The sequence below is a fragment of the Delftia sp. UME58 genome (assembly GCF_014170385.1).
In the GTDB taxonomy this organism is placed as follows: Bacteria; Pseudomonadota; Gammaproteobacteria; order Burkholderiales; family Burkholderiaceae_C; genus Comamonas; species Comamonas acidovorans.
Map to the genome: position 1 here is coordinate 40,148 of NZ_LZZV01000028.1, position 22,770 is coordinate 62,917.

21 protein-coding genes are annotated in these 22,770 nt (G+C 69.4%); 6 read left to right on the forward strand and 15 right to left on the reverse strand.

Annotated features, from left to right (window positions below; translation table 11 throughout):
* Positions 1–14: 14 nt before the first annotated feature.
* From A9976_RS10325 to A9976_RS10335, 3 genes are read right to left on the reverse strand one after another with little or no spacing between them, the layout of a single operon-like run.
* Positions 15–260, reverse strand: a complete 246-nt coding sequence (locus A9976_RS10325) for a DUF1289 domain-containing protein (RefSeq protein WP_183018927.1) — start codon at positions 258–260, stop codon at positions 15–17.
* Entirely contained in the window at positions 257–760 is a 504-nt protein-coding gene (locus A9976_RS10330) for a YbaK/EbsC family protein (protein ID WP_183018928.1), read from the reverse strand. Before A9976_RS10330 ends, A9976_RS10325 begins: the two co-directional genes overlap by 4 nt.
* Before the next feature lie 2 nt (positions 761–762).
* A complete protein-coding gene (locus A9976_RS10335) occupies positions 763–1,704 on the reverse strand; it encodes a hydroxymethylglutaryl-CoA lyase (RefSeq protein WP_043820259.1) in 942 nt (313 codons plus the stop codon).
* A 507-nt stretch (positions 1,705–2,211) separates the two neighbouring features.
* Between A9976_RS10335 and A9976_RS10345 the strand changes: the two genes are divergently transcribed.
* A complete protein-coding gene (locus tag A9976_RS10345; RefSeq protein WP_183018929.1) occupies positions 2,212–3,174 on the forward strand; it encodes a 3-hydroxyacyl-CoA dehydrogenase family protein in 963 nt (320 codons plus the stop codon).
* 9 nt (positions 3,175–3,183) lie between these two features.
* Here A9976_RS10345 and A9976_RS10350 read toward each other — a convergent pair whose 3' ends face one another.
* From A9976_RS10350 to A9976_RS10370, 5 genes are all read right to left on the reverse strand, one after another.
* Positions 3,184–4,104 carry a glyoxylate/hydroxypyruvate reductase A gene (locus A9976_RS10350; protein WP_183018930.1) on the reverse strand — a complete coding sequence of 307 codons (921 nt, stop codon included), beginning with the start codon at positions 4,102–4,104 and terminating at the stop codon, positions 3,184–3,186.
* Positions 4,105–4,174: 70 nt separating this feature from the next.
* On the reverse strand, positions 4,175–6,193 hold the full coding sequence (locus A9976_RS10355; RefSeq protein WP_183018931.1) for an acetyl/propionyl/methylcrotonyl-CoA carboxylase subunit alpha: 2,019 nt from the start codon (positions 6,191–6,193) through the stop codon (positions 4,175–4,177).
* Positions 6,194–6,244: 51 nt separating this feature from the next.
* Complete coding sequence (locus tag A9976_RS10360; protein ID WP_183018932.1) at positions 6,245–6,994, reverse strand: DUF4126 domain-containing protein; 750 nt, start codon at positions 6,992–6,994, stop codon at positions 6,245–6,247.
* Between the two features lie 33 nt (positions 6,995–7,027).
* Complete coding sequence (locus tag A9976_RS10365; RefSeq protein ID WP_183018933.1) at positions 7,028–7,813, reverse strand: enoyl-CoA hydratase/isomerase family protein; 786 nt, start codon at positions 7,811–7,813, stop codon at positions 7,028–7,030.
* Between the two features lie 34 nt (positions 7,814–7,847).
* Positions 7,848–9,455: a carboxyl transferase domain-containing protein gene (locus tag A9976_RS10370; RefSeq protein ID WP_183018934.1), complete on the reverse strand. Its 1,608-nt coding sequence runs from the start codon at positions 9,453–9,455 to the stop codon at positions 7,848–7,850.
* 92 nt (positions 9,456–9,547) lie between these two features.
* On the opposite strand from A9976_RS10370, the gene A9976_RS10375 reads away from it, so the two are divergent.
* A complete protein-coding gene (locus A9976_RS10375; RefSeq protein ID WP_183018935.1) occupies positions 9,548–11,281 on the forward strand; it encodes a Na+/H+ antiporter in 1,734 nt (577 codons plus the stop codon).
* Positions 11,282–11,325: 44 nt separating this feature from the next.
* On the opposite strand, the gene A9976_RS10380 is transcribed toward A9976_RS10375, so the two are convergent.
* Positions 11,326–13,044, reverse strand: coding sequence for an AMP-binding protein (locus A9976_RS10380; protein ID WP_183018936.1), 1,719 nt, complete (start codon positions 13,042–13,044; stop codon positions 11,326–11,328).
* 136 nt (positions 13,045–13,180) lie between these two features.
* On the opposite strand from A9976_RS10380, the gene A9976_RS10385 reads away from it, so the two are divergent.
* The gene (locus A9976_RS10385; protein WP_183018937.1) at positions 13,181–14,257 is read left to right on the forward strand and encodes an AraC family transcriptional regulator; all 1,077 of its coding nucleotides are present in this window, start codon (positions 13,181–13,183) and stop codon (positions 14,255–14,257) included.
* Between the two features lie 75 nt (positions 14,258–14,332).
* Positions 14,333–15,001: a glutathione S-transferase family protein gene (locus tag A9976_RS10390; RefSeq protein WP_183018938.1), complete on the forward strand. Its 669-nt coding sequence runs from the start codon at positions 14,333–14,335 to the stop codon at positions 14,999–15,001.
* Positions 15,002–15,016: 15 nt separating this feature from the next.
* On the opposite strand, the gene A9976_RS10395 is transcribed toward A9976_RS10390, so the two are convergent.
* Both A9976_RS10395 and A9976_RS10400 read right to left on the reverse strand, forming a co-directional pair.
* Entirely contained in the window at positions 15,017–15,703 is a 687-nt protein-coding gene (locus tag A9976_RS10395) for an HAD family phosphatase (protein ID WP_183018939.1), read from the reverse strand.
* Positions 15,704–15,801: 98 nt separating this feature from the next.
* Positions 15,802–16,857: a hypothetical protein gene (locus A9976_RS10400; protein ID WP_183018940.1), complete on the reverse strand. Its 1,056-nt coding sequence runs from the start codon at positions 16,855–16,857 to the stop codon at positions 15,802–15,804.
* Between the two features lie 187 nt (positions 16,858–17,044).
* Here A9976_RS10400 and A9976_RS10405 point away from each other — a divergent pair, with 187 nt between their 5' ends.
* On the forward strand, positions 17,045–17,782 hold the full coding sequence (locus A9976_RS10405; RefSeq protein ID WP_183018941.1) for a response regulator transcription factor: 738 nt from the start codon (positions 17,045–17,047) through the stop codon (positions 17,780–17,782).
* Here the strand turns inward: A9976_RS10405 and A9976_RS10410 are convergent.
* Both A9976_RS10410 and A9976_RS10415 read right to left on the reverse strand, forming a co-directional pair.
* Positions 17,752–19,605 (reverse strand): hybrid sensor histidine kinase/response regulator, encoded by a 1,854-nt coding sequence (locus A9976_RS10410; protein WP_183018942.1) that lies wholly within the window; start codon positions 19,603–19,605, stop codon positions 17,752–17,754. The genes A9976_RS10405 and A9976_RS10410 overlap by 31 nt on opposite strands.
* The gene (locus A9976_RS10415) at positions 19,589–20,002 is read right to left on the reverse strand and encodes a YchJ family protein (protein WP_183018943.1); all 414 of its coding nucleotides are present in this window, start codon (positions 20,000–20,002) and stop codon (positions 19,589–19,591) included. The genes A9976_RS10410 and A9976_RS10415 overlap by 17 nt, the downstream gene beginning before the upstream one ends.
* A gap of 166 nt (positions 20,003–20,168) precedes the next feature.
* Here A9976_RS10415 and A9976_RS10420 point away from each other — a divergent pair, with 166 nt between their 5' ends.
* Entirely contained in the window at positions 20,169–20,666 is a 498-nt protein-coding gene (locus A9976_RS10420) for a DUF421 domain-containing protein (protein ID WP_012207780.1), read from the forward strand.
* A 21-nt stretch (positions 20,667–20,687) separates the two neighbouring features.
* Here the strand turns inward: A9976_RS10420 and A9976_RS10425 are convergent, their stop codons facing one another.
* Both A9976_RS10425 and A9976_RS10430 read right to left on the reverse strand, forming a co-directional pair.
* Positions 20,688–21,479 carry an alpha/beta fold hydrolase gene (locus A9976_RS10425; RefSeq protein ID WP_183018944.1) on the reverse strand — a complete coding sequence of 264 codons (792 nt, stop codon included), beginning with the start codon at positions 21,477–21,479 and terminating at the stop codon, positions 20,688–20,690.
* A gap of 142 nt (positions 21,480–21,621) precedes the next feature.
* Entirely contained in the window at positions 21,622–22,752 is a 1,131-nt protein-coding gene (locus A9976_RS10430; RefSeq protein ID WP_183018945.1) for an acyl-CoA dehydrogenase family protein, read from the reverse strand.
* Between the last annotated feature and the right edge of the window lie 18 nt (positions 22,753–22,770).

The window sequence follows — 22,770 nt, forward strand, 5'->3', positions numbered from 1 at the left end:
GTCGTGATGGGGATCTAGGGAGCGGTGGCCGCGATGCCTGCGCGCTCCAGCAGCGCGTTCCAGATCGCCAGGCGCTGCGGCGCATCGGACTTGGACCAGGCGCGGATCTCGTCGATGGTGCGAAAGCACCCTTCGCAATGGCTGCGGTCGGGCGTCATGCGGCAGACCGAGATGCAGGGCGAGAGCACGGGTTCCTCTTCGGCACGCGCAGCGTATGCGGCGCGGGCCTTCTGGGCCAGCATTTCCTTGGGGTCCATCATGCCGACACCTCCTGCACCACGTCGGCCCAGGGCGCGCCGGCCAGCAGCTGCAGCGCGGCCGGCGTGGCCGCGAACACCGCGTGCGGATGGCCGGCGGCCGCCCAGACGGTGTCGAAACGCTGCAGTTCCCTGTCCACCAGGGTCACGGGCGTGTTGGCATGGGCCACGGGGCTGACGCCGCCGATGGAAAAGCCCGTCTGTGCCTTGACGAAGTCGGCGTCGGCACGGCCCACGGGGCCGACCAGGGCCGCGACCTTCTTCTCATCCACGCGGCGGTCGCCCGAGGCCACGACCAGCACGGCCACGCCGTCGCTGCGGCGGCGGAAGATGATGCTCTTGGCCACCTGGCCCACGAGGATGCCCAGCTGGTCGGCCGCTTCCTGGGCCGTGCGCGCGGCGCCGTCCAGCATGCGCGGTCCGTCGCCGTGGCCGGCCTGCTGCAGGAAGGCCGCCACGCGCTGCACGCCTTCGGGAAGATGGTGGAGTTCAGATCCGCACATGCTCACACCGCCTCGCATGCAGCCGCGCTGGCGCGCTTGGTGAGCAGTGCCTTGGCCACGCGCGACTGCGTGGGGCGGCCCAGGTGGTCGCTGATGAACTGGCCGGCGTCAATCAGCTTGTCCAGGTCGATGCCCGTCTCTATGCCCATGCCCTGCAGCATGTAGACCACGTCCTCGGTGGCCACATTGCCCGTGGCGCCCTTGGCGTAGGGGCAGCCGCCCAGGCCTGCCACCGAGGTGTCGAACTGCCACACGCCCAGCGACAGGGCAGCCAGCGTGTTGGACACGGCCTGGCCGTAGGTGTCGTGGAAGTGGCCCGAGACATCGTCGATGGCGAAGTGCTGCAGCGTGGCCTCGATGGCCTTGCGCACCTTGACGGGCGTGCCCACGCCGATGGTGTCGGCCACGCCCACATGCTGCACGCCGATGCCCTTCATGAGACCGGCCAGGTAGGCCACGCGCTCGGGGGCGATCTCGCCTTCGTAGGGGCAGCCCACGGTGCAGCTCATGGCGCCGCGCACGTAGATGCCCTGGGCGCGCGCGGCCTCGGCCACGGGAGCGAAGCGTTCGATGCTTTCGGCAATGGAGCAGTTGATGTTCTTCTGGCTGAAGGCCTCGCTGGCCGCGCCGAAGACCACGATCTCGTCGGGCCACAGTTCGCGCGGCGCCGACAGCGCGGCCTCCAGGCCCTTCATGTTGGGCGTGAGCACGCTGTAGCGCACGCCGGGGCGGCGGACGATGCCGGCCATGACTTCGGCGTTGTCGGCCATCTGCGGCACCCATTTGGGGCTGACGTAGCTGGTGACCTCGATTTCCTTGAGGCCGGCTTCCTGCAGGCGGTGCACCAGCTCGATCTTGACGGCGGCGGGCACGGGCTGTTTTTCATTCTGCAGGCCGTCGCGGGGGCCTACATCGACGAGTTTGACGCGGGAAGGAATGCTCATGGGGTGTTCTCACCGGGATGACGGGTACGGCCCCTATTGTCCAGGCTTGCAGGCCCGGGCACCACCCCATATCCTGCCGGGCCATGCACAACGGCTGCCAGCGCCCCCTTCAGCCCGGCAGGGCCGCCATTTCCTCGCGCTGCATCTCCACCATGCGCACGGCAGCCGGCGACAGGCGGCGGCCGCTCAGGCGCACCAGGCCGATGGGGCGGCACAGCACCGGTCGTGCCAGCGGGCATGGAGATGTGGGGCGGATGGGCCACGTCGGCCCAGCCCAGATCGCCGCGCCAGCGTGCCCGAGACGGCCGACTGCGACAGGTGCATCTGCCGCGCCGTGCGCCGAAGGCTCAGCGAATCAGCGAATCGGCCAGCGCCAGGAAGACATCGACCTCGCGGGCCGACCAATTGATCTTCATCGCCGATCAGCTTATCGAAAAATGCGTCTTTACCGTTCAATGACGGCTGCCTAGACTGCGCCTCAAATCCATGAAATCAGCAGGAGACAGCATGCACAGCAATTCGCCGCGCAACGCGCGCACGGTGGTCGTCGGGGGAGGCACCATGGGTGCCGATGTGGCCGTGGTCCTGGCCCGGGGCGGCGCCAGCGTGACCGTGGTCGATCCCGGCGCGGCACGGCGCGAGCTGCTGCTGCAGCACATTGCCATCGAGCTGGCCACGGCCGGCTTCGCCCGGTGCGCGCCCCAGGTCTCGGTCTGCGCGGCGCTGGAGGATGTGGCCTGGGACGGCGTGGCCCTGGTGGTGGAATGCATCACCGAGCGGCTGGATGCCAAGCAGGCGCTGTTCGCCGAACTGCAGGCGCATGCGCCGGCCGACGCCGTGCTGGCCAGCAACAGCTCGGGCTTTCCCATCAGCGCCATCGCCAGCGGCCTGCCCACGGCGCAGCGCATGCTGGGCCTGCACTTCTTCATGCCCGCCCACCTGGTGCCACTGGTGGAAGTGGTGCTGGGCGAGCGCAGCGATCCGGCCCTGGGCCAGTGGCTGCACGGCTTCATGCGCGGCTGCGGCAGCGTGCCGGTGCTGGTGAGGAAGGACAAGCCCGGCTTTCTGGCCAACCGCATGCAGCATGCGCTGTCGCGCGAGGCCTTCGCCCTCATCGACGAGGGCATTGCCTCGCCCGAGGATGTGGATGCCGCCGTGCGCTTCGGCTTCGGCTTCCGCTTCCTGGCGGCCGGCCCCGTGCTGCAGCGCGACCATGCGGGCATCGAGGTGCATTGCGCGGCGGCCGCCACCATGTACCCCACGCTGTCCAACACCGATGTACCGGCCCAGGCCCTGCGCGAGCGCGTGGCGCGTGGCGATCTGGGCATGAAGACCGGCAAGGGCTTCTTCGACTGGCCCGAGGACCGCCGCCTGGCCGAGCGTGCCCGCTATGACGCGCTGCTGCGCCAGGGCCTGGCGCTGCTGGCCGGCGAGCTGCCGGTGCCGGGGCGCGAGGAAGGCTCGTCATGAGCACGTCCCTCAATAGCCGCGCCGCAGGTCCACGCGGCCGCTCACCGGCTCGCCCCGGCTCAGCGCCGCGACCTTGCCCACGATCTGCTCCACGCTATCGCGCGCCAGGGTGCGTGCCGAAGTGTGGGGCGTGAGCGTGATGCGCGGATGCCGCCAGAAGGCATGGCCGTCGGGCAGCGGCTCGGTGCGGAACACGTCGAGCAACGCGCCGGACACATGGCCCCCGTCGATGGCGGCGATGAGGTCCTCGTCCGCCACATGGCCGCCGCGTCCCACGTTGATGACATAGGCGCCCGGCTGCAGCAGGGCCAGGCTGCGCGCGTCGATGATGCTGTCGGTCTCGGGGGTCAGCGGCAGCAGGTTGACAAGGATGCGGGTGGCGCGCAGAAAGGCGTCGAAGTCCTGCGGACCGCAGAAGCCCCGCACGCCGTCGATGGCATGCGGCGTACGGCTCCAGCCGTTGACGGGGAAATCGAACACCGTCAGCGCGCGCGCCACGCGCTCGCCCATGCGGCCCAGTCCCATGACGCCCACGGGGAAGTCCACGCGCCGGGGATTGGGCCGGTGCTGCCACAGGCCGGCGGCCATGTCGGCCTCGTAGCCGTCCAGGCCCCGGAAGAAGCGGATCACGGCCTGGCAGACATATTCGGCCATCTGCACGGCCATGCCGGCGTCCTCCAGGCGGTAGACGGGCAACCCGGCCGGCAGGCGCAGCGGCAGCAGCGCATCGACGCCGGCGCCGATGTTGAACAGGGCCTTGAGTCCCGGCTGCTCGTCGATGAAGCGCTGGGGCGGCGCCCAGACCAGGGCGTAGTCGGCCTGCGGCGCGCCCGGCGACCAGATGTCCACCTCGGCGCCCGGCAGGGCCGCGCGCAGTCCTTGCAGCCAGGCGTCGGGCCTGGTGTCTTCGCAGCAGAAAGTCACTCGCATAGGTGGCCAAGCCTAACGGCCTGGCGACGCCCACGCGCGACTTTTGCGCAAAACTGTCTTGCCTGCGGGCTCAGCTTTCCAGGCGCAGCAGCTCGGAGCCTTCGGTCACCTGGTCGCCGGGCGCATACAGCAGCTCGGCCACCACGCCGTCGCCGGGCGCGGCGATGGTGTGCTCCATCTTCATGGCCTCCATCACGGCCAGCGGCTGGCCCTTGCTGACCTTGTCGCCGGCCTTGACGGCAAAGGAGACCACCTTGCCCGGCATGGGCGCCGTCAGGCGGCCGCCTTCGGACTGCACCTCGCCCGCATGGGCCAGCGGATCGGCCAGGCCCAGCACGGCTGCGCCCTGGGGGGCGAACACATGGCATTGCTCGCCCAGCACATGGACCTGGGCGCGCAGGCGCTGGCCCGCGAATTGCACGTCGAAGGCGCCGTCCCCGGCCTGTTGCCAGGACAGCAGGCCCTCGGCGAGGGACTCGCCCTCGCCCACGGCCAGTTGCAGCGCGCCGTCATGCAGGTAGCGCAGGCGCGCGGGCACCGCGGCCTCGCCCTGGCGGAAGTCCCAGCGCCGCTCGGCCACGCCGTGCGAGCGCCAGCCGTCGCGGCGGCTGAAGGGGTCGGCGGTTTCCTGCGCGCGCTCGGCCTGCAGCACCTGGGCCACGGCGGCGGCCACGGCCTGGGCCTGCGGCAGGCGCTGCTGGTGGAACAGATGCTGCTTCTCGCGCTCGATCAGCGCCGTGTCCAATTTGGCGGTTGCAAAGGCATCGCTGGCGATAACCTGGCGCAGGAACTGCACATTGGTGGCCAGGCCCACGATGCGTGTCTCGGCCAGGGCGGCATCAAGCCGCGCCAGCGCCTGTTCGCGCGTGTCGCCATGCACGATGAGCTTGGCGATCATGGAGTCGTAGAAGGGGCTGATGGCATCGCCCTCGCGCACGCCGTCGTCCACGCGCACGTCGCCGACACGGAAGCTGGCGCAGTCGGGCTTGCGGTAGACATGCAGGGTGCCGGTGGCGGGCAGGAAGCCGTTGTCGGGGTTTTCTGCGCAGATGCGCGCCTCGATGGCGTGGCCGGTGATGCGCAGCTCGTCCTGGCGCTTGGGCAGGGGCAGGCCGCTGGCCACGCGCAGCTGCCAGTCCACCAGGTCCTCGCCCGTGATGGCCTCGGTCACCGGGTGCTCGACCTGCAGGCGGGTGTTCATCTCCATGAAGTAGAACTTCATGGCCTCGGGCTGGTCGTAGCCGCCGGGCTGCTCGACGATGAATTCCACCGTGCCCGCGCCCACGTAGTTCACGGCCTGGGCGGCGGCCACGGCGGCCTCGCCCATCTTCTGGCGCAGCGCAGGCGTCATGCCGGGCGCTGGGGACTCCTCCAGCACCTTCTGGTGGCGGCGCTGCACCGAGCAGTCGCGCTCGAACAGGTAGACGCAGTTGCCCTGGGTGTCGCCAAAGACCTGGATCTCGATGTGGCGCGGGCGCAGCACGTATTTCTCGACCAGCACGGCGTCGTCGCCGAAGCTGTTGATGGCCTCGCGCTGGCAGCTGGCCAGGGCTGCGGCAAAGTCCTCGCTGCGCTCGACCAGGCGCATGCCCTTGCCGCCGCCGCCGGCACTGGCCTTGATCAGCACCGGGTAGCCGATGCGGTCGGCCTCGCGCTGCAGCAGCTGCGGGTCCTGGTCGGCCCCGTGGTAGCCGGGCACCAGGGGCACGCCGGCCTTTTCCATGAGTTGCTTGGAGGCCGCCTTCAGGCCCATGGCGCGAATGGCCGAGGGCGGCGGGCCGATGAAGACCAGGCCGGCATCGGCGCAGGCCTGGGCGAACTCCTCGTTCTCGCTGAGAAAGCCGTAGCCGGGGTGGATGGCCTGGGCTCCCGTGGCCTTGGCGGCCTCCAGGATGCGCTCCCAGCGCAGATAGCTGTCCTTGGGGGCGCTGCCGCCGATGTGCACGGCCTCGTCGCAGGCCTGCACATGCTTGGCGCGGGCATCGGCGTCCGAGTACACGGCCACGGTGCGCACGCCCATGCGGCGGGCGGAAGCCGCGACGCGGCAGGCGATTTCACCGCGGTTGGCGATCAGGATCTTCTTGAACATGCGTTATCTCCAGTGTTTTCTCTGCAGCCCCGGTCATTCGGCGACCGGCGGCTATGGTTTTTGATTCATCGCGGGAGACCCGCCCAACAGCGAGCGCAGGCGCTGCACCACGGCCTTGAGAAAGCGCCACAGTGCCCAGGTCAGCAGCCACAGCGCGATGACCACGACCAGCAGCACGACGCCGAAGGCCAGCGGATGCGAGAGCGCCAGCCAGATCGCGCCCACCGAGGCACCGTCCTCCACCAGGCTCGCGCCCACGTTGGAAAACGGCTCGGGCGAGGTGTTGATGGCCGCGCGCGCCGTGCTCTTGGCCACCTGGCTGGACAGGGCCAGCGAGCCGCCCATCAGGGCCGCCATGGTGGCCATGGTCGCGCTGTCGGCGCCGAAGACGCCGGCCGCCAGCGCCGCGCCCGCCGGGATGCGGATCACGCTTTGCAGCAGGTCCCAGACCGAGTCCACGCCGGGGATCTTGTCGGCGAAGAACTCCACGAACAGCAGCGCGCCGCTGGCGAACAGCAGGGCCGGATGCTCCAGCACATGCAGCCCGCCCGGCAGCGCCACCCAGCCCAGCGCGCCCAGCAGCCCGGTCACGAAGACCACGGCGTAGAGCCGAAAGCCGCTGGCCCAGCCCAGCGCCGCCGCCAACGCCAGCAGACCGGCCATGTCCATGCCGCTGGCGGCCTGGCCCACGCGCTCGGCCACTTCGCCGGCCGCCTCGCTGACCGTGTGGTGCACGGCCGGGCCCGGGTACAGGCCCACGGACTGCAGCCACTGGACGAGGGAGTCGGTCAGGGTGCTCATGGCGTTGGCTCGGTGGAGGGCAGCCTGCGCGTATCAGGCCAGCCAGGCCGGCTTGCGCTTTTGCAGGAAGGCCTGCACGCCCTCCTTGCCTTCGGCGCTGGCGCGGATGTCGGCAATGCCTTCGACGGTGGCGGCGATCAGCTGTTCGTTGATCTCGCGCTCGGCCACCTCGATCACCAGGCGCTTGCAGGCGCGGGCGGCCTCGGGGCCGGCGCTGACCAGGTGCTTGAGCAGGCCGTCCACGGCATTGTCCAGCTCGTCTGCCGCCACCACGCGGTGCACGAAGCCGATGCGCAGCGCCTCGGCCGCGTCGAAGCGTTCGCCGGTCAGGAAGTAGCGGTGGGCGGCGCGCGCGCCCATGGCACGGATCACGTAGGGGCTGATGGTGGCGGGGATCAGGCCGATCTTCACCTCGGACAGGCAAAAGCCCGCGCCCTCGGCGGCCACGGCCATGTCGCAGGCAGCGACCAGGCCCATGCCGCCCGCATAGACATCGCCCTGCACGCGCGCGATGGTGGGCTGCGGGCATTCGTAGATCACGCGCAGCATCTCGGCCAGCAGGCCGGCATCCTCGCGGTTCTCGTCGCGCGAGTAGTCGGCCATGCGGCGCATCCAGTTGAGGTTGGCGCCTGCGCAAAAGGCCGGGCCCTCGGCGGCCAGCACCACGGCGCGCACGTCGCTGCGCTTGGCCACGGTGTGGAAGGCGTGGGTGATGTCGGCGATGACCTCGTCGCTGAAGGCGTTGCGCACTTCGGGCTGGGTCAGCGTGATGGTGGCCAGGGGGCCCTGGAATTCGAGGGTCAGTGCGGTGGTTTTCATGGAGTACCTCGCTGCAAGGAAAGAGGGGCCGCCGTCACATGCGGAACACGCCGAAGCGCGTGTCCGCTATGGGCGCGTTGCGCGTGGCCGCCAGGCCCAGCGCCAGCACGCGGCGCGTGTCGGCGGGGTCGATGACGCCATCGTCCCACAGGCGCGCCGTCGCGTAATAGGGGTGGCCCTGATCCTCGTACTGCTGGCGGATGGGGGCCTTGAAGGCCTCTTCCTCCTCGGCCGTCCACTGGCCGCCCTTGGCCTCGATGCCGTCGCGCTTGACGGTGGCCAGCACGCTGGCCGCCTGCTCGCCGCCCATGACCGAGATGCGCGCGTTGGGCCACATCCACAGGAAGCGCGGCGAGTAGGCGCGGCCGCACATGCCGTAGTTGCCCGCGCCGAAGGAGCCGCCGATGATGATGGTGAACTTCGGCACAGCCGCCGTGGCCACGGCCGTGACCAGCTTGGCGCCGTGGCGGGCAATGCCCTCGTTCTCGTACTTGCGGCCCACCATGAAGCCCGTGATGTTCTGCAGGAAGACCAGCGGGATCTTGCGCTGGCAGCACAGCTCGATGAAGTGCGCGCCCTTGACGGCCGATTCGCTGAACAGGATGCCGTTGTTGGCGATGATGCCCACCTGCATGCCCTCGATGCGCGCAAAGCCGCAGACCAGGGTGGCGCCGAAGCGCGCCTTGAACTCGTCGAAGCGGCTGCCGTCCACCACGCGGGCGATGATCTCGCGCACGTCGAAGGGCTTGCGCGTGTCCACGGGGATCACGCCGTACAGCTCGCCGCCGTCGAACAGCGGCGCCTCGGGCGGCAGGTCGCCGGCCGCCGGCTGCTTGCCATGGTTGAGGTTGGCCACGGACTGGCGCGCCAGCGCCAGCGCATGGGTGTCGTTGTGGGCCAGGTGGTCGGCCACGCCCGACAGGCGCGTGTGCACGTCGCCGCCGCCCAGGTCCTCGGCGCTGACCACCTCGCCCGTGGCGGCCTTCACCAGCGGCGGGCCGCCCAGGAAGATGGTGCCCTGGTTCTTGACGATGATGGACTCGTCGCTCATGGCCGGCACATAGGCGCCGCCGGCCGTGCACGAGCCCATGACCACGGCGATCTGGGCAATGCCCTCGGCGCTCATGTTGGCCTGGTTGAAGAAGATGCGGCCGAAGTGCTCGCGGTCGGGAAACACATCGTCCTGGTTGGGCAGGTTGGCGCCACCCGAGTCCACCAGGTAGATGCAGGGCAGCCGGTTCTGCGCGGCGATCTCCTGGGCGCGCAGGTGCTTCTTCACCGTCATCGGGTAGTAGGTGCCGCCCTTCACCGTGGCGTCGTTGCACACGATCATGCAGTCCACGCCGCTGACGCGGCCGATGCCGGCGATCAGGCCCGCGCCGGGCGCGTCGTTGCGGTACATGTTGAGCGCGGCCAGCGGCGCGATCTCCAGGAAGGGCGTGCCCGGATCCAGCAGCATGGCCACGCGATCGCGCGGCAGCAGCTTGCCGCGCGCCACGTGCTTGGCGCGCGCGGCCTCGCCGCCGCCCTCGGCGACCTTGGCCACCTGGGCCTGCAGGTCTTCGACCACGGCGCGCATGGCGGCGGCATTGGCCAGGAAGTCCGCCGAACGCGGATTGAGTTGGGTGCCCAGAATGCTCATGTGTGGCCTCTTCTTGTGTTTGCCCGATGCGGGCGCTTGGTTTTTTCGAATGTGCTGCAAAGAACGGCGGCCCGGGCTGGGGAAAATGCCGTATGCACACCGTTGAAATCGTCTTGCTCGTTTTGCTGCTGGGGGCACTGACCGGCATTGCCGCGCGCTATGTGCGCGCCATCCCGCTGCCGCTGATACAGATCGCCCTGGGAGCGCTGATCGCCTGGCCACAAAAGGGCCTGCACATCGCCTTCGATCCCGAGCTGTTCCTGCTGCTGTTCATTCCGCCGCTGCTGTTTGCCGACGGCTGGCGCATCCCCAAGCGCGAGTTCTTCTCGCTGTACCGCCCCATCCTGCGCCTGGCGCTGGGCCTGGTGCTGTTCACGGTAGTGGGGCTGGGCTGGCTGATCCACTGGCTGGTGCCCGGCATGCCGCTGACCGTGGCCTTCGCGCTGGCCGCCGTGGTCTCGCCCACCGATGCCGTGGCCGTCTCGGCCATCACGCGCAACCTGGGCATGCCCGAGAAGACCATGCACATCCTCGAAGGAGAGTCCCTGCTCAACGATGCCTCGGGCCTGGTGGCGCTGAAGTTCGCCATTGCCGCCACGCTGACCGGCCTGTTCTCGTGGACCGAAGTGGCCAAGGAATTCATGTGGATGGCCCTGGGCGGCCTGGGCGTGGGCACGCTGATCGGCTGGGGCTTTTCCTATGCGCGCAGCACCATCACGCGCCGCCTGGGCGACGTGGCTGCCACGCAGATGGTGCTGCTGCTGATCCTGCTGCCCTTCGCCGCCTACATCGTGGGCGAAAAGATCGGCGTGTCGGGCATCCTGTCGGCCGTGGCCGCAGGCATTGCCACCAACTTCGCCGACCTGGAGCGCAGCAGCTACATCAGCGAGCGGCTGCAGACCGAGGGCACCTGGAGCATGGTCGAGGCCTCCTTCAACGGCGCCATCTTCCTGCTGCTGGGCCTGCAGCTGCCCTCCATCATCGGCGTGACCCTGCACGATGCGGGCAGCGAATGGTGGGTGCTGGTGGGCTATGTGGTGATCATCTCCAGCGCACTGCTGCTGATGCGCTGGATCTGGCTGACCCTGGGCGTGCAGCGCAGCCTGGCACGCGCCCACTTCCAGGGCAAGATGGCCGAGCGCCCTTCGCACCTGCTGAACCTGGCCACCACCATGGCCGGCATACGCGGCGCCGTGACGCTGGCCGGCGCGTTGTCCGTGCCCATGCTGCTGAACAACGGCCAGCCCTTTCCGGGCCGCGAGATGCTGGTCTTCCTGGCCACGGGCACCATCTTGTTCACCCTGGTGCTGGGCAGCATCGCACTGCCGCTGATCCTGCGCCGCATGCCCCAGCCCGGCGAATCGCCCACGGTGCGCGAGGAACGCCTGGCGCGCGTGGCCGCCTGCCAGTCCGCCATTGGCGGGCTGACGCTCAGCGAGGAAGAGATCCAGGGCCATACGCCCGAATGGGTGGCCATGCACCAGGAGGTCATGGGCCACCTGACGCAGGAGTACCGCAACCGCGTCCAGCTGCTGGACGACGGCAGCGGCACGGCCTCCAGCATCGAGATCCAGCGCGAGGCGCCCGAAGTCGTGCGCCAGCGCAAGCTGCGCTACCTGCTGGAGATCGAGCTGCGGCTGCGCTGCATCCACCAGGAGCGCGACGCGCTCTACGCCGAGCGCCAGGCCCACCGCATCAACGACGAGTCGCTGCGCCGCCTGGTCAGCGAGCTGGACATGCAGGAGGTCTCGCTGCGCAAGCGCCTGGTCGTGGCGCGCCGCGCTGCAGCCTCGGCCGGGGCCGCGCCCGAGGGCGGCACGCCCTAGGCGGCACGCGGTGGACAGCTGGCGGCAGCGCATGAAAGCAGCCTTCAGGCGGTCCTGGCCGGGCGCAGATCCAGCATGGCGATCATCTCGTCGCGGATCTTGAACTTCTGGATCTTGCCGGTCACCGTCATCGGGAAGGCCTCGACGAAGCGGATGTAGCGCGGCACCTTGTAGTGGGCGATCTGGCCCTTGCAGAAGTCGCGCACGCTGTCCTCGGTCAGCGTCTGGCCGGGCTTGACGATGATCCAGGCGCACAGCTCCTCGCCATAGCGCACGTCGGGCACGCCGACCACCTGCACGTCCTGCACCTGCGGGTGGCGGTAGAGGAATTCCTCGATCTCGCGCGGGTAGATGTTCTCGCCGCCGCGGATCACCATGTCCTTGATGCGGCCGACGATGTTCACATAGCCCTGTTCGTCCATGGTGGCCAGGTCGCCCGTGTGCATCCAGGCCTCGTCGTCGATGGCCTCGCGCGTGCGGGCCTCGTCCCCCCAGTAGCCGTGCATGACCGAGTAGCCGCGCGTGCACAGCTCGCCCGAGGCGCCGGGCGCCACCACCTCGCCCGTGGCCGGGTCGACGATCTTCACCTCCAGGTGCGGCTGCACCTTGCCCACGGTGGACACGCGGCGCTCCAGCGGCGTGTCGGCATCGCTCTGGCAGCTGACGGGGCTGGTCTCGGTCATGCCGTAGGCGATGGTGATCTCGGACAGGTGCATGTCGCTGACCACGCGCTTCATCACCTCGATGGGGCAGGGCGAGCCGGCCATGATGCCGGTGCGCAGCGTGCTCAGGTCGAACTCCTTGAAGCGCGGGTGGTCCAGCTCGGCGATGAACATCGTGGGCACGCCGTGCAGGCCCGTGCAGCGCTCGGCCTGCACGGTCTCCAGCACCAGCAGCGGATCGAATCCGTCATTCGGGTAGACGATGGCCGAGCCATGCGTGAAGCAGGCCAGGTTGCCCAGCACCATGCCGAAGCAGTGGTACAGCGGCACGGGAATGCACAGCCGGTCCTCGGGCGTCAGCCGCATGCACTCGCCGATGAAAAAGCCGTTGTTCAGGATGTTGCGGTGGGTCAGCGTGGCGCCCTTGGGAAAGCCCGTCGTGCCGCTGGTGAACTGGATGTTGATGGGGTCGGTGTTCTTGAGCGTGGCGGCCACGGCGTCGATGCGCGCATCCTGCGCATCGCCGCGCGCCAGCAGGCTGGAAAAGCGCAGCATGCCGGGCTGCTCTTCGCCCTGCCCTGCGACGTCGATCCAGACCACGCTGCGCAGCTGGGGCAGGCGCGCGCAATGCAGGCGGCCGGGCTCGGCCGTGGCCAGCTCGGGGGCCAGTTCGCGCAGCATGCCCAGGTAGTCGCTGGTCTTGAACTGCGCCATGGTCACCAGGGCCTTGCAGCCGACCTTGTTGAGCGCGTACTCCACCTCGGAGGTGCGGTAGGCCGGATTGATGTTGACCAGCACCAGGCCGACCTGGGCCGTGGCCAACTGCATCAGCACCCATTCGGCGTTGTTGTGCGACCAGATGCCGATGCGGTCGCCCTTGTCCAGCCCCAGGCCCAGCAGCGCGCTGGCCAGGCGGCGCGCCTCGGTGTGCAGGCCGGCATAGCTGTAGCGCAGGCCCTGGTGGCGGCTGACCAGGGCATCGCGCCCGGGTTGGCGGGCCGCCATGTCGGCAAAGAAATCGCCGATGGTCTGCTCGATCAGCGGCACATCGGTGCGGCCTTGGGCATGGCTGGAAGCGAGCGGGGCGTTCTGGGCGGGCATGCGTTGTCTCCTGTGTCGTCGGCGGCGCCTGGGACGGGCAAATGCAGTGGCCTGCCCCGTCACGGCAGCTATTGCGTGGCAGCATAAGGGCCAACCCCGAGCAGAACAGGCCACGAAGGTTGCAATAATTGCCAGCATGTTCACCCCCTCGCTGGTCAAGACCCCCCTGCCCCAGGCGGCCGCCACCATGGCCTCTGCACACCCTGCAGTCACGCCCATGGCCTTTGTGCAGGCCATTATGCTGGCCTACGAACGCCGGGGCATCAGCGCCCTGTCCGCCCTGGAGAAGGCACAAATCGCGCCAGACTCCGTCAAAGAGCGCAACGAGTGCATCACGGCGCTGCAGATGGAGGCACTGTCCGATGCCGCCATGCGCGAGCTCGACGACGAGGCCCTGGGCTGGTTCTCGCGCCGCCTGCCCTGGGGCAGCTACGGCATGCTGGCACGCGCCAGCATGGGCAGCGAGCAGCTGGGCCTGGCGCTGGCGCGCTGGTGCCGCCACCATGGCCTGCTGGCCGACGACATCCGCCTCACGCTGACGCAGGAAGACGGCGTTGCCACGCTGGCCATCGAGGAGCTGTCCACGCTGGGCGCCATGCGCGAGTTCTGCCTGCTGTCGGTGCTGCGCAATATCCACGGCCTTGCCAGCTGGTTCATCGATGAGCCGCTGCCGCTGCGGCGCGCCTGCTTTCCCTTCGATCCCCCGCCGCATGCGGGCGTGTATGCGCTGCTGTTCCCGCCGGGCGAGGTGGAGTTTGGCGCGGCCCGGGCCTGCCTCGAGTTCGACGCGCGTTTTCTGGATATGCCGCTGTCGCGCGACGAGCCTGCGCTGCAGCGCATGCTGCAGCGCGCCCTGCCGCTGCAGGTGCGCCCCTACCGGCGCGAGCGCCAGCTGATGCAGCGCGTGCGCCAGCTGCTGGCGGCCGACGCCGAATGCCTGCAGACGGCCGATACGCTGGCGCGCCAGCTGCACCTGTCCCAGCGCAGCCTGCACCGCCAGCTCAAGGAAGAAGGCGCCTCGCTGCAGGCCCTCAAGGACGAGGTGCGGCGCGAGCGCGCCATCGGCCTGCTGCTGCGCACCAGCCGGCCCATCAAGCGCATCGCCCAGTCCTGCGGGTTTCTCAACGACAAGAGCTTCATCCGCGCCTTCCGGCTGTGGACGGGGCTGTCGCCTTCCGAGTTCCGCAAGAGCGCGCGAGCCCGGCCCGAATGAGGGCCGCGTGCATCCTGGCGCGATTTGCATCCTGCGCGACAGCCGCCGTCCGCGCATCTAGCCTAGGCTTTGCACATGCACCACCTCCACCACTGCGTCAGCGCGCGCTCCTTCCGCGCGCTGTGGATGCTCGAAGAGCTGCAGCTGCCCTACACGCTGCACATGCTGCCGTTTCCGCCGCGCGTGCGGCAGCGCAGCTACCTTGAACTCAACCCGCTGGGCACGGTGCCGCTGCTGCGCCACGGCGAGGCCAGGCTGACCGAGTCGGCCGCCATCTGCGAATACCTGGCCGCCCTGCACCCCGGGGCCGGCCTGTCCGTGCAGCCGCAGGAGGCGGACTTCGCGGCCTACCTCAACTGGCTGCACATGAGCGATGCCACGCTGACCTTCCCGCAGACCCTGGTGCTGCGCTATGCGCACTTCGAGCCGGCAGAGCGGCGCCAGCCCCAGGTGGCCCAGGACTACCAGCGCTGGTTCCTCGCGCGGCTGCGCGCCGTGGAGCAGGACGTGCAACAGCGCGACTGGCTCACGGCAGGCCGCTTCACCGCTGCCGACGTGGCCGTGGGCTATGCGCTGATGCTGTCGGCCCACCTGGAGATGGAAGCCCAGTGGGGACCGGCCACCCAGGCCTACTGGACGCGCCTGCAGCAGCGGCCCGCCTTCCAGCGCGCATTGCTGGCCGAGCAGCAGGCCGCGCAGGCCCAGGGCGTGGAGGCCCGGCCTTCGCCCCGGTTGCGGGACTGAAGGCGGGACCGGGGCTCAGGCCCGTGACGGGAGAATGGCCCGCAGCATGGCGGGCAGTTCGCCCATGTCGCCGAACACGCAGCTGGCGCCGGCTTCGAGCAGTTGCTCGGCCGATGCGTGGCCCTGGTCGGCCGGGAAGTAGCCCCAGACCGTGGCGCCTGCGGCCACGCCTGCGGTGACGCCCGTCACCGTATCCTCGATGACCAGGCAGTTGGCAGGCGCCACGCCCAGGGCCGCCGCTGCGGCCAGGTACACATCGGGAAAGGGCTTGCTGCGCGGCAGCTCATGGCCGCTGAAGACGCGGCCCTCGAAATACGGGGCCATGCCGACCTGGGCCAGTTGCATCTCCACCTTGGCGCGGTCCGCGCCCGAGGCGCAGGCGATGCGGCCAGCGCACAGCGCATGGGATTCGCTGACGGCGGACAGCGCGCCGTCAATGGCCACCAGCTCGGCGCGCAGCGCGGCGTTGCGGCGCTCGTAGAAAGCGGCCATCCATGCGTCGGTCAGCGGCTTGCCGGTGCGCGCCTCGATCAGCGCGGCCTGGCTGCGCACGGTCTTGCCGATGAATTCGCGCAGGCATTCCTCGGTGCTGATGGGCCAGCCCGATTCATTGAGCATGGTGCACAGCACGCGGTTGGTGATGGATTCACTGTCGACGAGCACGCCGTCACAGTCGAAGAGCACGGCCTCGAAAGCAGTCATGAATGGATTCTCGAAACAAACTGAGCAAGGGCGCCCTGGGCGCCCTTGCTGCGGAAAATGGCCGGATTATGCGCCGGCCGCGCATGCCTGTGCCCTGCTCAGGGGAAGGAGGCACCGGCCAGCGGATGCACCATGCGGCGGACGTTGCGCACCGAGATGGAATGGAACTGGCCATCGTCGGTGACCACATCGCCGAAGGCGAAAAAGCCTTCGGCCGCGTTGCGGTTGAACTGCTCCAGGCGCTGCGCGAGGCTGGCGTTGTTGGACACGGATTCGAGGCGGTACTCGATGGCGCCCTGCTGGTCGCCGCTCTTTTCGTACAGCTGCACGCCTTCGGTATTGCCGCGCAGCACCAGGGCGCCGCGCAGCAGGTAGCCCTTGGCCCCCATCTCGTCCAGGCGCTGCTTCAGCGCCGTGCCGTTGGCCATGCCGAAGGGCGCGGCCAGGGCGAAGACCGCGTACTCGAAGGCCGGTGCCTTGGAGTCCTTGACGTAGAGGTTGAACATCTCGTCGCCCGAGATCAGCGGGCCCATGTAGCGGAAACCCCGGCCGCTCATCTCGGCCAGTTGCTGCGTGAAGCCGGACGTGTCCAGCGCACCCACGGCGGGGCGCGTCTCGTAGCTGTAGGTGGCGGCGGCGCTGCTGCTGCGCACATAGAGGTTGCGCAGGTCCTGCGTGCTGCCGGGGAACGCCATGCCCGACTTGTACAGGTAGCCCTGCGCACCCTGCGCATTGAGCTGGGCCACCAGGGCCGAGACGCCCGCCACGTCGGCCACCATGCGGTAGTCCAGGCGCGTGCCGGTGTGGGCCGTGTCGGTAACGTAGAAGTCACCGATGGGAACGGGGAAGGTCGTGCCGCCCGAGGCCAGGCTGTAGGTGAAGGCATAGCCTTGCGCCCCCAGCGTGTTCATGGCGGACAGGGCCGCGTCGAAGTTTTCGGCAGCCGTCTCCATGCGGTACTGGCCGGTCACCGGGGTCGTCGTGCCGCCGCCAGGGTTGCCGGGCGTGCCGGGGTTGCCAGGATTTCCGCCATTGCCGGGATCTCCGCCGCCCGGTTCTCCCAATCCACCACCACCACCGCCGCCGCCACAGGCGGCCAGGGTTCCCAGAAGCATCAATGCCGCACTGCGGCGCGTGAGCTGTACCATCTTCATGACTATCTCCCCTTCTCGTTGAATACATGCCCGTTCCATGCGGAATCTCAGGGCATCGGCGGCGATTTTGGGGAGTTGGCCGACATCCGGTCACCCCCCGGCCGGGGGGTAATCGTTACGATGTGCGCAAGGTGTATCCGGGCGCGCCCTGGCGCTCCAGCCCTTTCGACATGCCTTCGCGCGGACCATGTACAGCCATCGCCTCCTGACCGATTCCTCCTGTCTCCAATCGGGCCGCTATGCCCTGGTGATCGACGACCACCCGCTGACTGCCATGGGCGTGTCCGAGTTCCTGAAACAATTCGGCCTGTCCGAAGTCCATGCCGTGGCCGATGCGGGCGAAGGCCTGCAGTGCATGGCCGGCAGGGGATCGCCGCATCTGGCCATCGTGGATTTCTGGCTGGGTGCCAGCGCGGGCACGGACGTGGTGCGCGAAATCCGCACGCTGGCGCCCGCCTGCCGCGTGCTCATGACCAGCGGCGACACGCATGGCGCGATTGCCCTGAAGGCACGCGCGGCGGGGGCCCATGGCTTTGTGCTCAAGTCCCAGCCGCCGCAGGTGCTGCAGCAGGCCGTGGCGGCCCTGCTGCGCGGCGAGACCTGGTTCCCCGCCGCCCCGCTGGCGCCGCAGTCACCCGGCGGCGCCCATGCCATCCGCATGACGGCGGCCGAGCTGGGCCTCACCCCGCGCCAGGCCCAGGTGCTGGATCTGGTGCTGCGCGGCCTGCCCAATCCCAGCATTGCCCAGTTGCTGCACCTATCGCCGCACACGGTCAAGGAGCATGTGGCCGGCGCCCTGCAGCGCCTGGGCGTGCACAGCCGCATCGACGCCATCACGCGCATGCAGGGCATTGCGCTGGAGCTGCCGCCTTCCGTCCCGCCGACCGATACGGTTCAGGCGCCGGCCACGGCCAGTCTGCGCTGAAGCAGGGCCAGCAGCGCCAGCGGGTCCACGGGCTTGCGCAGCAGCAGATAGCCCAGTTCCTGCGCCTCCTGCTCCAGCGCCGGCGACGGCTCGCCGCTGAGCAGGGCGCCCGCCGCCTGCGGCGCTTGCGCCAGCACGTTCTGCAGCAGCGCAAAGCCGTTCTCGCCCCGGGCCAGATGGTGGTCGCACAGCACGAAATCGGGATGCTGCCCCGCCGCCAGCCAGCCGGCCACCTCGCGGCCCGTGGCGGCCACATCCACCTGCAGCCCCCAATCGCGCAGCAGGCCGGCCAGGGCCCGCGCCACCTGCGCATCGTCATCGACCACCCAGCACCGGCCCTGGAGCAGGGGCGACCGGGCCTGCGCCTGCGATCCTTCGGACGGTCCCTCGGACTGCGGCAAGGCCGCCTGCACATTCAGGCTGGACGGCAGTTGCAGCCAGAAGCAGGAACCCCGCCCCGGCGTGGACAGCAGGCCGTGCTCCACGCCCATGCGGCGCGCCGCTGCGGCCACCACGGCCAGGCCCAGGCCCTGGCTGCTCACGCCGGGCAGGTGGTCGGCCGCAGGCTGGGCCGCGCGCCGGGCCGCCTGGCCTGAGCGCGCGCGAAAGTGCGGTGCGAAGACATGGGGCCGGTCTTCAGCCGCAATGCCCAGGCCCGTGTCCCAGACCTCGATGCGCCAGCCCCCGCCGTGCACGCGGGCGGCCAGCAGCACGCCGCCGCGCTGGGTGTAGCGCAGGGCGTTGTGCAGCAGGTTGAACACCATCTGGCGCAGCAGGGCCTCGTCGGCACGCACCAGGCTGTCCATGCCGCGCGCCACGCGCCAGCGCAGCACCAGCCCGCGCTGGCGTGCCTCGGCCGCGAACAGGCGCGTGGCATCGCCCAGCAGAATGCGCAGGTCCATCACCTGGGCGCGCAGCTCCCAGGTGCCGTTCTCCAGCCGCGACAGGTCCAGCAGGTCGTTGCACATGGTGCCCAGCGACTGGGCGCAGGCCTGGGCATCGTCAAGCACGCCTGCCAGTGCGCCGTCGGCATTGCGCTGGCGGGCGGTTTCCACCAGCAGGCCCAGCGCGTGCAGCGGCTGGCGCAGGTCATGGCTGGCGGCCGAGAGGAAGCGGCTCTTGGCCTCCAGCGCCTGTTCGGCCTGCTCCTTGGCCGCCAGGTAGCGCTCGGCCAGCAGCTGGCGGTCACGCTCCTGCGCCCATTGCTGCAGCATGAGCTGGCGCGCCCCCCAGGCATGGCGCGCGATGGTGGCGCCATACAGCATGAGCAGCGGCAGCAGGTACAGGCCCCTGTTCGGGAAGTACCAGACAACGGCCAGCAGCATGGCGCCGTACAGCACGCCGAAGAAGCGCTTGAATACGGCAGAGGCCGGCGCCAGGAAGGTGGCGGCCGAGGCCACGACGCCGCACAGCACCAGGTAGATGAAAAGCCGGAACTCATGGCCGCTGCCGTGGGTCAGCGGTATCGCCAGCGCCCAGGAACCGGCGTTGAGCAGGGCCATGCGGCCCATCACGCGTTCCCAGCGCTGCAGCCGCGCTGGCAACTCGGCCGATGGCACGGCAGCTCCCAGGTCCCGGCGCAACTGGCGCCGCAAACCGACAAAGACGCAGGCCATGAGCGCCATGCCCAGCCACCACAGCAGCAGCGGCACCTGGAAGGCGCCCGTTTCGTGCCGCTGCAGCCAGACCACGATGCCGGGGATGATGAGGGCCGCCGCCTCGGACGAGCCCCGCGATGCGATGGACAGCAGCAGCCGCTGGCGCTGCTGCAGTTTCCACAGCGGCTCCGCAGGGCCGCCGCCGTGTTCAGAACTGGTCGCCATCCACGTAGAGCCAACGCCCGGCTTCGCGCACGAAACGGCTGCGCTCATGCAGGCGCACGGCGCGGCCGCCCACGCGGTAGCGCGCGACGAACTCCACCTCGGCGCGGTCATCGCCGGTGCTTCGGAAGTCCTTGACGGCCAGCCCCAGCCAGCGTGCCGAAGGCTCGAAGTCCAGCGTGGCGGGCCGCTGGCTGGCGTGCCAGGTGGCCAGCAGATAGGCGGCGTCCTCGCGCACGAAGGCGCTGTAGCGCGAGCGCATCAACGCCTGGGCGTCGGGCGCAGGGCAGTCGTCGAAATGGTCCAGGTAACGGCCGCAGCAGGCATCGAAGGCCAGGGGACGGCCCTTGGCATCGTGCTGGCCGCAGGGACAGGCCGGGGAGGTGGCGGCAGCGCTCATAGCGGCTGGCCCTGCGGAACTTGCGGAACTTTCGGAACTTGGGGGGGGACGGCGCGGGAGCAGGAATGCATGTCAGTCACGGCCGCCTTGCTGCGACCGGGTTCTTGATGGAGGACAGGCGGGCCATGATACTGACCGCGGGCCCTCGGGCCTGTAAGGAGAGCCCATGTTTTCAATGTCGGTCCCGTGGTGGGAGTTCGTGGTGCGCGGCGTGGCCGTCTACCTGTTCTTGCTGGTGTTCCTGCGCCTGACGGGGCGGCGCCAGACGGGGCAGTACGCGCCGTTCGACCTGGTGCTGCTGCTCATCCTGTCGAATGCGGTGCAGAACTCCATGAATGCCGGGGACAACTCGCTGATCGGCGGCATGGTCTCGGCCTCCACGCTGATCCTGTGCCATCTGCTGCTGTCCTGGCTGACCTTCCGCTTTCCCGCGCTGGAGCGGCTCATCGACGGCAAGGCCAAGGCCCTGATCAGGGACGGACACCTGAACAAGGATCTGATGCGCGAGGAACGCATCACGCGCGACGATATCGAGGCCGCGCTGCGTGCGGGCGGCTGCCTGCACCTCAGAGAGGTGGAGCGCGCCACGCTGGAGACCGACGGCAGCATCACCGTCGTCCTGCGCCGCCGCGACAGCGAGAACGACGGCGATCCGCCGGTCTGACCCCCGGCCCGGCAGGCCCTGTCAGTCGAGCTGATCCAGGAAGCGCTCGATGGCCAGGTTCACGGGCTGCGGATGCGTGAGGTTGGCCGCATGGCCGGCACCCGGCACCTCCACCCACTGCGCCCTGGGCAAGGCCTTGGCCATGGCGCGTGCACGGTCGGGCGTGATGGCGGAGTCGTCCGTGCCATGGATGACCAGGGCCGGCACATGGATGTCGGGCAGGCGTGGGCTGATGTCATCGCGCTGGGCCAGCGCCAGAAAGCTCTGCCCCAGGTTGATGGGCGTGGCCTTCTTCCATTTGGCACGCCAGGCCGCCGCGCCGCTCCAGCCCTGGCCCAGTATGGTGCGCTCCACCGTGGTCGCCATGTCGTCGCTGAGGCCATGCTCCATCCAGGCGCGCAGCAGGGCTTCGTGGTGGGGCATCTGCTCGGGGTCTTCCAGCATGGCCTGAGTGTCGATCAGCACCAGCGCGCGCACGATCTCGGGGTGGATGAGCGCACAGCGCAGCGACAGGTAGCCGCCCTGCGACATGCCGACCAGCACCGCGCGCTCCACGCCCAGGTGCTCGAGCAGGGCGGCCAGGTCGTCGGCCGAGTCGTAGTAGTCGAAGGGTGCGCACTGCTCGGGGTCTGCCGTCTGGCCATGGCCGCGCTCGTCCCAGCTGATGCAGCGAAAGCGCCCCTGCAGTGCCTGGACCTGGGGGGCGAACATGGTGTGGTCCATGAGCAGCCCGTGCGAAAACACCAGGACCGGGCCTCTCCCGCCCGTGTCCTCGTAGTACAGGTTCTGGCCGTTGACGGAAGCGATGGGCATGTCGGGATCTCCTGCGAAGGTGGTCACAAACCTGCCGGGAACGGCCGCCCGCCTCTCCCGGGCGCCTTCCCGGCGACGCTCCATGCTAAGCCCTGCGGGTGTCAGGGCCATCCGGCCCGACCCGCAGCGTGGGGAATTGGCCTCAGGCCAGGGCGCGCTGGATGAGAATTTTCTGCACGTCGCTCGTGCCTTCGTAGATCTGGCAGACGCGCACATCGCGGTAGATGCGCTCGACGGGAAAATCGTTGACCACGCCATAGCCGCCCAGGGTCTGGATGGCGGCGCTGCACACGCGCTCGGCCATTTCGCTGGCAAAGAGCTTGGCCATGGCTGCTTCCTTGAGGCAGGGCAGGCCGGCATCGCGCAGGCTGGCCGCATGCCAGATCAGCTGGCGCGCGGCCTCGATCTGCGTGGCGCAGTCGGCCAGGCGAAAGCCCACGGCCTGGTGGTTGAAGATGGGCTGGCCGAAGCTCTCGCGCTCCTTGGAGTACTGCAGCGCGCAATCGAAGGCCGCACGCGCCATGCCCACGCTCTGCGCGGCAATGCCGATGCGCCCGCCTTCCAGCGCCGACAGCGCAATCCTGTAGCCCTCGCCCTCGGCGCCGATGAGGTTGGCCGCGGGGATGCGGCAGCCCTCGAACTGGATCTGGGCCGTGTCCGAACTGTGCTGGCCCAGCTTGTCCTCCAGCCGCAGCACCTGGTAGCCGGGTGCGGAGGTCGGAACGATGAAGGCGCTCATGCCGCGCTTGCCAGCAGCCTTGTCGGTGACGGCGATGACGATGGCCACGTCGCCGTTCTTGCCGCTGGTGATGAACTGCTTGACGCCGTTGATCACGTAGTCGCTGCCGTCGCGCGTGGCCGTGGTACGCAGCGCCGAGGCATCCGAGCCCACATGCGGCTCGGTCAGGCAGAAGGCGCCCAGCATCTCGCCGCGCGCCAGCGGAGCCAGCCATTGCTGCTTTTGCGCCTCGCTGCCATAGCGCATGAGGATGGCGTTGACGGGGCAGTTGGTCACGCTGATCACCGTGCTGGTGCCGCCGTCGCCGGCTGCGATTTCCTCCAGCACCAGGGCCAGGCTCAGGTAGCCGAGGCCGGCGCCGCCGTACTCCTCGGGCACGCAGATGCCGTAGGCGCCCAGCGCCGCCAGGCCCTGGTGCACGTTCTTGGGAAAGTGGTGTTCCTTGTCCCAGCGTGCGGCATGGGGCGTGATTTCGGTGCGCACGAAGTCGCGCACCGCATCACGGATCATTTCCTGGTCTGCGTTGAGCAGCATGTCTTGTCTCCTGATTCT